We start from the raw sequence: 12,534 nt of genomic DNA on the forward strand, positions 1-12,534 counted from the left end.
TAGATAATTGATTTTGATGGATTTTTATAAGTCGCGGATCTGTCAGGCTTTTCAGAATTGCGAAAATTGTGTACAAAAAAAGACGTCAATTTAAGGCAATTGCCTGAAACAACGTTTCAGTGATAACCAGGGGGTAGAAGCATGACGGCAACACCACTTTGGCTGGTTCAGAACGTTCATTTACCTGGGCGAAAAGGGCTATGGCAAATCGCGATTGAGAAGGGCCACTTCGGTGATATCACCCCGATGGGCGCTCCGCAGCATGAAAGTTACGAAGTCTTAAATGCCTGGGGCGGGCTGGCGCTGCCCCCCTTTATCGAACCACATATTCACCTTGATACCACTCAAACCGCAGGTGAGCCCAACTGGAATCAGTCGGGCACACTGTTTGAGGGCATTGAGCGTTGGGCGGAACGTAAAGCGTTACTCAGTCATGATGATGTGAAAACGCGTGCCTGGCAGACGCTAAAATGGCAAATGGCAAATGGTATCCAGCATGTACGAACTCATGTTGATGTCTCCGACCCGACACTGACGGCATTAAAAGCCATGCTGGAAGTGAAGCAGGAAGTTGCCCCCTGGATAGACCTGCAAATTGTTGCCTTCCCGCAAGAGGGGATTATGTCTTATCCCAACGGTGCTGCCTTGCTGGAAGAGGCCTTACAGCTAGGCGCGGATGTGGTAGGGGCGATTCCCCATTTTGAATTTACCCGCGAGTACGGGGTGGAATCGCTGCATATCGCCTTTGAGCTGGCAAAGAAATATGACCGGCCGCTGGACATTCACTGTGACGAGATCGACGACGAACAGTCAAGGTTTGTCGAAACGGTTGCCGCGCTGGCGTTGAAAATGGAGATGGGTGCGCGCGTTACCGCCAGCCATACCACGGCGATGCACTCCTATAACGGCGCCTATACGTCTCGCCTTTTCCGCTTACTGAAACTTTCCGGCATCAACTTTGTTGCTAATCCGCTGGTGAATATCCATCTGCAGGGACGTTTTGATGATTATCCGAAGCGGCGCGGAATTACTCGCGTGAAAGAGATGCTGGCCGCCGGGATTAACGTTTGTTTCGGCCATGATGATGTCTTTGATCCCTGGTATCCGCTTGGCACGGGCAATATGTTGCAGGTGCTGCATATGGGCCTGCATGTTTGCCAGTTGATGGGGTATCAACAAATTGACGATGGCCTGCAACTTATTACCGACAATAGCGCCAGAACCTTTGGTCTTAAGGACTACGGTATTGTGACAGGCAATCCGGCGAATATGATCATTTTGCCGGTTGAGAGCGGTTTTGACGCGGTGCGATGTCAGTCACCGGTGCGCTGGTCCATTCGTCAGGGGCGAGTGATAGCCACTACGCAACCCGCTCATAGCTGGATTCAAACGGACAGCGGGGGTGAAGAAGTGGCGTTTTATCGCAAGAGTGAGTGAAGGGGGTAGCAGCCTGACCACACAATGCGTGGTCAGGCTGCGTAACATATGTTTCAATTGCGTAAAATTAAGTAAAAGGCTGGCCTGGTGGCGGAGTGCTCTTTAGAATCAAGCCACTCGCTTTCTTACCTGTATTTCGTTAAGGAAACCTCATGGTTAAATCGACTCTGGCGGCAATGGCGGCTGTGTGTGCCCTTTCTGCAATCTCCTCTTCCGCACTGGCGGCAAAAGGCGATCCTCATGTTCTGCTCACCACGTCAGCTGGCAACATCGAACTGGAGCTGAACAGTCAGAAAGCCCCCGTGTCGGTGAAAAACTTTGTGGATTATGTAAATAACGGTTTTTATAACAACACCACGTTTCACCGCGTGATCCCGGGTTTTATGGTTCAGGGCGGTGGTTTTACAGAACAAATGCAGCAAAAACAGCCTAACCCGCCCATCAAAAACGAAGCGGACAACGGTTTACGCAATACGCGCGGTACCATCTCCATGGCCCGTACGGCAGATAAAGACAGCGCCACCAGTCAATTCTTCATCAACGTCGCCGATAACGCCTTCCTGGACCACGGCCAACGTGATTTTGGCTACGCGGTATTTGGTAAAGTTGTCAAAGGGATGGATGTTGCCGACAAGATTTCTCAGGTTCCAACCCACGACGTCGGCCCTTATCAGAATGTGCCGTCGAAACCGGTTGTTATCCTCTCTGCCAAAGTCCTGCCATAATCTTTTTCTCGCACGGGCCGTTCGGTCTGTGCGCGTTCTCCTCCCTGCGTGACGTGAAATTGCTGCTTATACTTGTGGCACATGAGCGAGACATCAGGGAGGCGTTATGACCAAAAAACTCACCGACCGACAAAAATCCCGTCTCTGGGAACAAGACCGTAATGTCAATTTTCAGGCCAGCAGGCTTCTTGAAGGCGTTGAAAGCCCGCTGGTAACGCTCACACCCGATGAGGCGATGACGCGGATTGCAGCGTTAAGGAGGCACTATGAGCGATAAATTCGGCGACGGTCGCGATCCTTATCTCTACCCTGGCCTTAATGTAATGCGTAACGCGCTGGGTATTCGTGAGGCGAAACGCCTGGAACAGGCGACATGGGAACTCACGGCGTTACGTGCCGCCACGCTGGAGCTGGGGCCGCTGGCCCGCGGGCTGCCGCATCTTTGCGCCATTCACCGCCATATTTACCAGGATGTCTTCGACTGGGCCGGGCAGGTGCGCGAAGTGGACATTTATCAGGGGGATACCCGTTTCTGCCATTTCGAATACATCGAAAAAGAAGGCAATGCGTTAATGCAATCGCTTGAAGACGAAGAGTGGCTACAGGGGCTCGGGAAGGAAGAGTTTATTGAGCGACTGGCCCATTACTATTGTGAAATTAACGTGTTGCATCCCTTTCGTATTGGCAATGGCATTGCCCAGCGAATTTTCTTCGAACAGCTTGCGCTGCATGCCGGGTACCGGCTGGACTGGCGCGGGATTGACCCGGAAAACTGGAGTAAAGCGAATCAGGCCGGGGCGATGGGCGAGCTAAAACCGCTGTGTGAGATCTTCGGCAAAGTGGTAAGCGAAGCCGTCGAAACTGAGTAGAATAGGGTGGCTTAACATGATGAGGCCGCCATGATCCTGCTTATTGATAATTACGACTCTTTTACCTGGAACCTGTATCAGTACTTTTGCGAACTGGGCGCGCAGGTCGAGGTCAGGCGTAATGATGAGATCACCCTGGCGGATATTGCGGCTATTGCCCCCCGAAAAATCGTGATATCCCCGGGCCCCTGTACACCGGATGAATCGGGGATCTCGCTGGACATTATTCGCCACTATGCTGGCACGTTGCCGATTCTCGGCGTCTGCCTTGGTCACCAGGCCATTGCCCAGGTCTTTGGCGCCCGCATTGTCCGGGCGAAGCAGGTTATGCATGGCAAAACCTGCCCGGTAACCCATACCGGGCAGGGTGTTTTTCGCGGCCTGAATAATCCGTTAACGGTTACCCGCTACCATTCCCTGTTGATCGATCCGCCTTCGTTGCCGGACTGCTTTGAGGTGACCGCCTGGAGCGAGACGCAAGAGATTATGGGCATTCGCCATCGTCAATGGGATCTGGAAGGGGTGCAGTTTCACCCGGAAAGTATTCTTAGCGAGCAAGGCCATGAGTTGTTGAATAACTTTTTGCATCGCGCCGATTTTTAGTTGCTATTGAGTGATTTTTTATGCATATTTCGTGATTATATTTTCACTTCTACTTCTTGTATAAAAAGGGTGGGGTTACATGGCAACTCAGCAGGGTGCAATCACGCGCGCAACATTTGACGAAGTCATTTTACCAATTTTCGCACCGGCCGAATTTATTCCGGTGAAAGGGAAAGGTAGCCGTGTTTGGGATCAGCAGGGGAAAGAGTACGTCGATTTTGCGGGGGGCATCGCCGTTACCGCGCTGGGGCATTGCCATCCGGCGCTGGTGGAGGCGTTAAAAACGCAGGGCGAAACGCTGTGGCATATCAGTAACGTGTTTACGAATGAACCCGCACTTCGCCTGGCGCGTAAGCTGATCGACGCCACTTTTGCTGAACGTGTCGTGTTTATGAACTCCGGCACCGAAGCCAACGAAACGGCATTCAAACTGGCGCGTTATTATGCATCTACACGTCACAGTCCGCATAAAACCAAAATCATCGCTTTCCACAATGCGTTTCATGGTCGTTCGCTGTTCACCGTGACCGTCGGTGGCCAACCGAAATATTCGGACGGCTTCGGGCCGAAACCCGCGGATATCATTCACGTGCCCTATAACGACCTGCATGCGGTGAAAGCGGTCATGGACGATCATACCTGCGCGGTCGTGGTTGAACCGATTCAGGGCGAAGGCGGAGTGACAGCGGCAACGCCGGAGTTTTTACAGGGATTGCGTGATCTGTGCGATGAACACAAAGCGCTGCTGGTGTTTGATGAAGTGCAGTGCGGGATGGGACGCAGTGGCGATTTGTTCGCCTACATGCATTATGGTGTGACCCCGGATATCCTGACCAGCGCCAAAGCGCTTGGCGGTGGTTTCCCGGTAAGCGCCATGCTCACGACCCATGAGATCGCCAGCGCGTTCCACCCGGGTTCCCACGGCTCAACCTATGGCGGTAACCCGCTGGCCTGTGCCGTTGCCGGTGCGGCATTCGATATTATCAATACACCAGAAGTCTTAAATGGCGTAAATACGAAACGCGAACTGTTCGTCAAACATCTGCAAGACATCAACGCGCAGTACGACCTGTTCAGCGAAATTCGCGGCATGGGTCTGCTGGTCGGTGCGGAGCTGAAACCGCAGTACAAAGGCCGCGCGCGCGATTTCCTCTACGCTGCGGCGAATGAAGGGCTGATGGTACTTAATGCCGGTCCTGATGTGATGCGTTTTGCGCCGTCGCTTATCATTGAAGAGAGTGATATCGAAGAAGGGATGCAGCGCTTCGCGAAAGCAGTTGCCAAAGTGATTAACGTTTAAGGTCGCAAGCGGCGAGTTAACCAAATGCCGTGATGTGGACGCTGGCGCCATGCCACCGACGAAATGGTGTGCATGGTGTTCAGATGCCCCAGGATCCGCTGCAGATGTTGTTCCAGCGTGCTCATAGGGCCATGCGTCATGCTCTCCGGCGCCTCCAGAATATTCACATCCCCTGAACTTCCCGGACCATCATACTCCAGACGCTGCTGACAACGTTGCAGGGCAATTTCGCATGACTGCAGGTAACGCTGTGCCAGATCCGGCGTGAGCATAGTGTGTTCCCGCGCCAGCGTCGTCATCGCATTAATATGTTCGACAATAAACTGACTGTGCGTGACCCACAGTTTCATGTCTGCCAGGTAGCGCGTATCAAAGCCAGGCTCCTGCATGGCCTGATTAAGCGAGTTAAAGAGCGCATTGTGCGCCTGGTTTACCCGCATGCGCTGCCAGGCCAGCGGAGTCGGCTGAGGATCATCGCTCAGGATCAGACGAATGGCGTCCTGGTAGGTTTCCAGCGCGTCATGAGCATTTTTTCGCAGCAGGCCGCTTTGCCATTGAGGCCACAGCCAGACCATACCGCCAAAGGCAATCAGGCAGCCAATCAGCGTATCGATAAGACGGGCAACGATAAACTGGTCGCCATTCAGGGTGAGCAACTGGAGCGTATATACCGCGGTGAGGGTAAAGCCCACCATCGCCCAGCCGTAGCTTTTGCGGATAATCAGATAGCTTACCAGCGTCACGATCAGCATCGCGGTCAACGTGAAACCTTCCGGTACGTGGTAGTGCAGTGTCGCTCCGGCAATGATCAACCCGGCCAGGGTGCCTGCCGCCCGGTGCAGAATGCGTACCCGTGTCGCACCATACCCGTTTTGCGTAACAAACATTACCGTCATCATTATCCAGTAGGGTTTAGGAAGATGCAGCGCACTGCCCATCAGGCTGGCAATACTGAGCATGACGCTAATGCGTGCCGCATTACGCAAGGCGGAGGATTTCAACGAGAGATAACTTTTGAGGGCCGGGATCAGGGGCAAGCGACGCTGCTTCTCTGCCATCAGATCGCGTATATAGAGCGGGCGCTGGGTACGCAGCACACGGGCTATCTGGCTGAAATGCCAGGCGCAAAACTGCCCAACCGGGTTATCCGGGTGCTGGCGGGCAATTTTCTCCAGCGCGCCAATCTGTTTATCCATATTGAAGCGTTTGGGGTAGCGATGATAAAGAATATCATCGGCGATAACCCGTAACCGCGAGGCAACGGTTTGCGCATTCCAGCGGATAACCTCTTCGGCATGGCTGCGTTCTACCAGTTCCTGGACTTCCTGCGGTTGATGCAGACTAACGGCAATATGTTCCTGTAAGTCCAGAGCGACCTGGAAAACGCGGCGTAACCGCTTGTAGTCGTTGTTATTATTCGCCGCCAGCATATGCAACTGTTGATAACACTGGCTGATCATATCCACCGCCTTTTGCTGACGTGTCAGCAGCGGGGGGAGGGCTTTTTCTGGATCGACATGTTGCGTCAGCAGGCTGTATTTCGCTTCGCAATAGTCCGCCAACTGGCGATACAGCAGGCTCAATGATTCACGTAGCGGTTGCTCCCGCCATAGCCAGAACCAGAAGGCGTTAAACGCGCCGTACCACAGGGTACCGAACCCATAAATCAGCAATGGTTCCCAGACAGGCATATTTCCGGCGAGGCTTAACGTGAAGATAGCGGCGATAAGCGAGGCGGGTAGCAGGCGTCCGTGAAGCGCGCTGATTTCTGCCGTTACGCCCAGGATAAGGGTCAGACCCGTCAAAATGATCGGCAGGGGGAGCGCTTGCGCCAGAAGCAGTTGTACTGCAAGGCTGCTACCCGCAAAAAGCGAACCGCCGATGATCAGACGTTTAAAAAAGCGTTTGTGTGGTGTATCCAGACCCGCAATATTGCAACAGGCGGGAACGAGTGAGAAAAGCAGCCCCTGCTGTAAATGGCCCAGAATGAGTCCGACAGCCACAGGAAGGCATAACACCAGCGTTTGTCGCAGTGCATAGTTGATTTCGGGGTGATAAATCAGCCTGCGCCACATGGGGAAGAGAGACAAAAACGGCGCATCGTTAAGGGCGATGCGCCGCTTGAGAATTAACGTGTACCGTACACGACGATGGTTTTACCGTGCGCGGAGATCAGGTTTTGATCTTCCAGCATTTTCAGGATACGACCAACGGTTTCGCGGGAGCAACCGACGATCTGACCAATTTCCTGACGGGTAATTTTAATTTGCATACCGTCCGGGTGGGTCATTGCATCCGGCTGTTTTGCCAGATTCAGCAGCGTCTGTGCGATACGGCCTGTCACATCAAGGAAGGCGAGGTTACCGACTTTTTCTGAGGTGACCTGCAGACGACGCGCCATCTGGGAAGACAAACGCATCAGGATATCCGGGTTCACCTGAATTAACTGGCGGAATTTTTTGTAGGAGATTTCGGCCACTTCACAAGCGGTTTTGGCGCGTACCCATGCACTACGCTCCTGACCCTCTTCGAACAGACCCAGTTCACCGATAAAATCTCCCTGGTTAAGGTAAGAGAGGATCATCTCTTTACCTTCTTCATCCTTGATTAGCACAGCCACTGAGCCTTTGACGATGTAATACAACGTTTCCGCTTTTTCACCCTGGTGAATCAGCGTGCTCTTCGACGGGTACTTATGAATGTGGCAATGAGACAAGAACCATTCGAGAGTCGGGTCTGTTTGCGGTTTGCCAAGCACCATGCGCGGTTATCCTCTGTTATAAGCTGGCTCCAGACGCTGGATTCACATATCGCGTCCGGGGTTGCAATCTATCTTCCCCATACCTGGGAAGTGGACCGTCAGACATGCCTGCGGCCTGTAATATGTGATGTCCTCTGCATACATGCATAACGTCAATGTATCACTGTAGCATCCCGATTGTTTTAGCATAGCTTTTGTCGCCTGTCTCCTGGTGTCTCGCTTCAGCTTGACGCAGGTCGCCTTCCGTTGCGCGTTTTCTTATGTACGCGTAATCTGTAAAGAAAATTGTAACTCCGGAGTGAATTAAAAATGCAAGCTCGTGTGAAATGGGTAGAAGGTTTAACGTTCCTTGGCGAGTCTGCGTCCGGGCACCAGATCCTGATGGATGGTAACTCAGGCGACAAAGCCCCCAGCCCGATGGAAATGGTGCTGATGGCGGCGGGGGGATGCAGTGCTATCGATGTTGTCTCTATCCTGCAAAAAGGCCGCCATGATGTGAAAGACTGCGAAGTGAAGCTGACATCGGAGCGCCGCGAAGAGGCTCCGCGTCTGTTTACGCATATTAATTTGCACTTTATCGTGACCGGCAAAGAGCTGAAAGAAGCGGCTGTATCGCGTGCGGTGGATCTCTCTGCCGAGAAATATTGCTCCGTGGCATTAATGCTGGAGAAGGCGGTGAAAATCACGCACTCGTATGAAGTGATTGAGGCCTGAGAACGCAGGCCGGATAAGCGAAGCGCATCCGGCGTTTTCCCCGGTGGCGCTGCGCTGACCGGGATACCCTGGCGGGAGCCGATGTTGCGTCCCGCCGGAAGGTTATTGAATCTTCTTCCCTTCCATCAGCCGTTGTACCAGCGGCGTCATGATAAGCTCCATCGCCAGCCCCATTTTTCCGCCCGGCACCACCAGCGTGTTCATGTGCGAAATGAATGACCCCTGGAGCATTGCCAGCAACCAGGGATAGTCGATCCCTTCCAGATTACGAAAATGAATAACCACCAGGCTTTCATCCAGCGAGGGGATCACTTTAGCGGCGAACGGGTTGGAGGTATCCACCGTCGGCACACGCTGGAAGTTGATATGGGTGCGGGAAAACTGGGGAGTAAGGAAGTTGATATAATCTTCCATCGAACGCACCACTGAATCCATTACCGCCTCACGGGAATGGCCGCGCTCACTGGTATCACGCACCAGCTTTTGAATCCACTCAAGGTTAACGATCGGAACCACACCCACCAGCAGATCGACATGGCGGGCGACATCATGCTGTGGCGTCACCACGCCGCCGTGTAACCCTTCATAAAAAAGCACATCTGTTGGCTCTGGCAAGGGTTGCCAGGGGGTGAAAGTGCCGGGGACCTGATTCCAGGGAACGGCTTCATCATAGGTATGCAGATATTTTCGCGCCTGGCCTTTACCGGTTTGTCCGTACTCAATAAACGTCTGTTCCAGCAGCCCGAAATCATTCGCTTCCGGGCCAAAATAGCTGATATGTCGGCCTAAATCCCGGGCTTTACGGATTGCCATGTCCATCTCAGGGCGGGTATAGCGGTGAAAACTGTCACCTTCGACCTCGGCGGCATGCAAATTCAGTTGAGCAAAGATTTTGCGAAACGCGAGGCTGGTGGTAGTGGTTCCCGCACCGCTGGAACCTGTTACGGCAATAACCGGATGTTTAGCGGACATAGCAGCTCCCTGAGTAACCCATTGTTGTAAACGAAGCCAGCCGCCAGTGCGTTACTCGTGAAATTGCGAGCGCGGCATAATGTTGACGGTTTCGTGCAGTTCTGACCACACCAGCACGGCTTCGCCGTTTTTCAGTTGCCGTCTCACATCGGCGACCTTTTGTTCGAGTGAGCGCTCATGTTCACCATAATCGGTGCCTTCACGCAAGACAAAGCTTTCAATCAGGTTGTCGAGCGTCTCAGGCGCCAGATCCTGCCAGGGAATAATCATTTAGCTTTCCAGATAAGTGTGCAGCCAGTCGGGGATGCGCTTTTCCAGCCACATTTCCGGGCGCAGTAACGTGCCGCCCACAAACCCCACGTGACCGCCATGTTCGGTGAGTTGATATTCTATTGACGGTGGTAATGTCTGCATATCGGGGATCACATTTTGATCCATAAAGGGATCGTCTTTCGCATGGATGATCAACGTTGGTTTGCTGATTTTATTCAGCAGCGGCATGGCACTGCACTGACGGTAATAGTCAATCGCATCGGCAAAGCCATGGATGCGCGCCGTAATCGCATCATCAAAATCGCGCAGACGACGCAGACGTTTCAATTGTGGCAAATCAACAGGTAAAGATCCTGGATAGGCTTTTAATTTGCGCGACGCGTTGGCTTTCAGCAAGTTGAGCAGATAGTGTTGATACACCCGCGAAAAGCCGGTTTCAATATGGGCGCTGCATGCTTCCAGCACAAAGGGGGCAGAGACAATCACTGCGGCATCGAGGGGGACGCGATTTTCCTCTTTGGCCAGCAGACAGGCCAGCATATTGCCGCCCAGCGAATAGCCCACCGCGGCGGTGGGGACCCGGCCAAATTCCCGCTGCAACCAGTGCAAAAACCAGGTGCCGTCTTCGGTTTCGCCGGAGTGGTAGATACGGTTAAGACGGTTAGGTTCACCGCTGCAGCCACGAAAATGCATCACCACGCCCAGCCAGCCGCGCGCTTTTGCCGCTTCTATCAGTCCATGAGCATAAGGACTGTGCAGGCTACCTTCCAGCCCGTGAAAGACCACCAGACGCGGTTTATGTTTTGCCTGCGCAGGGTCTTCGCTCCAGGCGAGATCGACGAAATCGCCATCGGGCAGTTCCAGGCGCTGCCAGGTCGGCGTGAAGCCCAGCTTCCGGCGGATCAGTCGCGGTAGCATGGTCTGGAAATGCGGATTGCTTCCGCCGCGTAGTGGGCGGAAGGTGGAAGAATCATCCGCCATTTCCGGGAATCGTGAAGGTGTAATTTCAGCCATAGTACAGAACAATAGAATCAAGAATGGGACAACTATAGCCGCACGATGTTGCGCCGTTTTTTCATTTCGCGGGACATCGCGCAGGCTATATTAATCCGTCAGTAAATTTCGGGAAAAGAGATGAATATCGACATCCGGCTTACGGCGCCACACGCGCGCTTTTCGCGCACCAGTCGCTACGCTCTCACCAGTCTCTTCAAACATACCTGAGGCCTCAAATCGGCGAATCAGGCTTTTTCGCTGGATAGGCTGGCCGAGAATAATCTCCGTCGCCTCCTGCAATTGCGTCTGGGTAAACGTATCAGGCAAACAATAAACTGGCAGTAAAGAGTACATCGTTTTCTGCCGTAGCCGTTGTAGCGCAGTCTGAATGATTTCCCGATGATCGAAGGCCAGATCGATATCATCCAGCCCGGTTACCGGCATCCATTTGGCATCGCTCACGCTGGCGATATGCGGTGCGCAGGCGACCCAGGAGATTAACGCATACCAGGCGATGGTCAGACTCCAGCCACGGGGATCGCGTTTTGCCCCGGAAAAAGTATCCAGTTGTTCCAGCCAGGAAGGAGAGACGCCGGTTTTCTCTGTCAGCTTACGTAATGCCGTGGCTCGCGTGGAGTCGTCCTGTTCCATATCAATAAACCCGCCAGGCAGGCCCCAGCGTCCCCGTTGCGGGTGACTCGCACGTTTTACCAGTAAAACGCGAAGTGCCTTCTCATGCAGTGTGAACAGCACACTGTCTACCGTCACCAGGGGTGAAGGGAACCGGCTGGCATCATAAGAATCCAGATACTCTTCTTCGCTGATCATCGCTTACTCGCCTTATTAAACACGCCCCAAGTTTATCAGCCCACCCAAAGGCGGCAAGTTAACTTTTATTTCATTAAATATCATACGCTTAATCATGTGGTTGCCGAATGATAAAAAAATCGCTTGCCAATAAGTGTCCTATGGACAATATTATAAGTGTCTTAAGGACATTAATTAATGGTGAGGTGAATCATGACCAGCAAAATTAAGTTAACACTTGATAATCAACCGATTGAAATCGAACGAGGTGTCTTTCCCGACGGCGCGGTATGGCTGAGAGTGACGAGTGAACTGCCGCGTTTTGCTCAGGTTATGCGGGTTCGCATTGCCGCTATGCGCGATATGAATGATTTCATGCTGTTAGCCCAACTCACTGATGCCGTGCGTCATGTTACCGACATCGCCGTAAGCCATCTTGAACTGGCCTGGTTACCCTGGGCGCGTCAGGACCGACACATGGTTAGCGGCGACAGTTTTGCGCTCAAAGTATTCGCTAACCAGTTGAACGTGCTGAATTTCGATAAAGTTTTTCTGCTGGATCCGCACAGCGACGCAGCCGCAGCTGCCATCAACAACAGTGTGGTGATTGCTCAGGAAGAGTGCCTGATGAAAAGCGAAACCCTGCGTCAGGCAATACGTGCAGGCAAATTAATGCTGGTGGCACCCGATGCCGGGGCCCTGAAGAAAATCCATAACGTGGCAAAAGCCAGCGGGGCGCGGGATTACGCCATCCTCACGAAAGAGCGTGATGTTACAACGGGTAACCTGACTGGCTTTGCGCTCGTTTCTGGCGATGTGGCAGGTAAAGATGTACTGATCGTGGATGACCTTTGCGATGCGGGCGGTACCTTTATCGGCTCCGCTCAGGTACTTCGCGATGCCGGCGCGCGCAGCGTGAGTTTATATGTAACCCACGGCGTTTTTTCTAAAGGGGTCGAGAACCTGCTGAACAATGGTATTGACGCCATTTATACCACCACCTCGTTTGCTTCTTCTGAGCTTCGCGAACCTCGCGTTGAGTTTATCGACATCGACACCATTTTTTGCGCTTAAGGG

At 53.0% G+C, this 12,534-nt stretch carries 14 protein-coding genes; 8 read left to right on the top strand and 6 right to left on the bottom strand.

Annotated features, from left to right (window positions below; all coding sequences use genetic code 11):
- Nucleotides 1–141: 141 nt before the first annotated feature.
- The 6 genes from AB182_RS27525 to argD all read left to right on the top strand — a co-directional run bounded on the left by AB182_RS27525 (nt 142) and on the right by argD (nt 4,934).
- Nucleotides 142–1,437 (top strand): cytosine deaminase, encoded by a 1,296-nt coding sequence (locus AB182_RS27525; RefSeq protein ID WP_047372848.1) that lies wholly within the window; start codon nt 142–144, stop codon nt 1,435–1,437.
- A gap of 152 nt (nt 1,438–1,589) precedes the next feature.
- A complete protein-coding gene (gene ppiA, locus AB182_RS27530; protein WP_047372849.1) occupies nt 1,590–2,162 on the top strand; it encodes a peptidylprolyl isomerase A in 573 nt (190 codons plus the stop codon).
- 106 nt (nt 2,163–2,268) lie between these two features.
- Nucleotides 2,269–2,439: a YhfG family protein gene (locus AB182_RS31165; protein WP_071845965.1), complete on the top strand. Its 171-nt coding sequence runs from the start codon at nt 2,269–2,271 to the stop codon at nt 2,437–2,439.
- Nucleotides 2,429–3,031, top strand: a complete 603-nt coding sequence (locus AB182_RS27535) for a putative adenosine monophosphate-protein transferase Fic (RefSeq protein WP_047372850.1) — start codon at nt 2,429–2,431, stop codon at nt 3,029–3,031. Before AB182_RS31165 ends, AB182_RS27535 begins: the two co-directional genes overlap by 11 nt.
- 30 nt (nt 3,032–3,061) lie before the next feature.
- Complete coding sequence (pabA, locus tag AB182_RS27540) at nt 3,062–3,634, top strand: aminodeoxychorismate synthase component 2 (RefSeq protein WP_047372851.1); 573 nt, start codon at nt 3,062–3,064, stop codon at nt 3,632–3,634.
- Between the two features lie 79 nt (nt 3,635–3,713).
- Nucleotides 3,714–4,934: a bifunctional acetylornithine/succinyldiaminopimelate transaminase gene (argD, locus tag AB182_RS27545; protein ID WP_047372852.1), complete on the top strand. Its 1,221-nt coding sequence runs from the start codon at nt 3,714–3,716 to the stop codon at nt 4,932–4,934.
- Here argD and AB182_RS27550 read toward each other — a convergent pair.
- Both AB182_RS27550 and crp read right to left on the bottom strand, forming a co-directional pair.
- Nucleotides 4,931–7,009 (bottom strand): YccS/YhfK family putative transporter, encoded by a 2,079-nt coding sequence (locus tag AB182_RS27550; protein WP_047372853.1) that lies wholly within the window; start codon nt 7,007–7,009, stop codon nt 4,931–4,933. The genes argD and AB182_RS27550 overlap by 4 nt on opposite strands.
- Before the next feature lie 53 nt (nt 7,010–7,062).
- On the bottom strand, nt 7,063–7,695 hold the full coding sequence (gene crp, locus AB182_RS27555) for a cAMP-activated global transcriptional regulator CRP (RefSeq protein ID WP_000242758.1): 633 nt from the start codon (nt 7,693–7,695) through the stop codon (nt 7,063–7,065).
- 309 nt (nt 7,696–8,004) lie between these two features.
- Between crp and AB182_RS27560 the strand changes: the two genes are divergently transcribed.
- Complete coding sequence (locus AB182_RS27560; RefSeq protein WP_041851412.1) at nt 8,005–8,409, top strand: OsmC family protein; 405 nt, start codon at nt 8,005–8,007, stop codon at nt 8,407–8,409.
- Nucleotides 8,410–8,511: 102 nt separating this feature from the next.
- Here AB182_RS27560 and AB182_RS27565 read toward each other — a convergent pair whose 3' ends face one another.
- From AB182_RS27565 to AB182_RS27580, 4 genes are all read right to left on the bottom strand, one after another.
- A complete protein-coding gene (locus tag AB182_RS27565) occupies nt 8,512–9,381 on the bottom strand; it encodes a phosphoribulokinase (protein ID WP_047372854.1) in 870 nt (289 codons plus the stop codon).
- 51 nt (nt 9,382–9,432) lie between these two features.
- Entirely contained in the window at nt 9,433–9,651 is a 219-nt protein-coding gene (locus AB182_RS27570; RefSeq protein ID WP_047372855.1) for a YheU family protein, read from the bottom strand.
- Entirely contained in the window at nt 9,652–10,668 is a 1,017-nt protein-coding gene (locus AB182_RS27575; RefSeq protein ID WP_071845966.1) for a hydrolase, read from the bottom strand. It lies immediately after the preceding gene.
- Between the two features lie 90 nt (nt 10,669–10,758).
- Nucleotides 10,759–11,478 (bottom strand): NUDIX hydrolase, encoded by a 720-nt coding sequence (locus tag AB182_RS27580; protein WP_047372857.1) that lies wholly within the window; start codon nt 11,476–11,478, stop codon nt 10,759–10,761.
- A gap of 192 nt (nt 11,479–11,670) precedes the next feature.
- Here AB182_RS27580 and prs point away from each other — a divergent pair, with 192 nt between their 5' ends.
- Nucleotides 11,671–12,531 carry a ribose-phosphate diphosphokinase gene (gene prs, locus AB182_RS27585; protein ID WP_047372858.1) on the top strand — a complete coding sequence of 287 codons (861 nt, stop codon included), beginning with the start codon at nt 11,671–11,673 and terminating at the stop codon, nt 12,529–12,531.
- The last annotated feature ends 3 nt before the right edge of the window (nt 12,532–12,534 follow it).

The sequence above is a fragment of the Phytobacter ursingii genome (genome assembly GCF_001022135.1).
In the GTDB taxonomy this organism is placed as follows: domain Bacteria; phylum Pseudomonadota; class Gammaproteobacteria; order Enterobacterales; family Enterobacteriaceae; genus Phytobacter; species Phytobacter ursingii.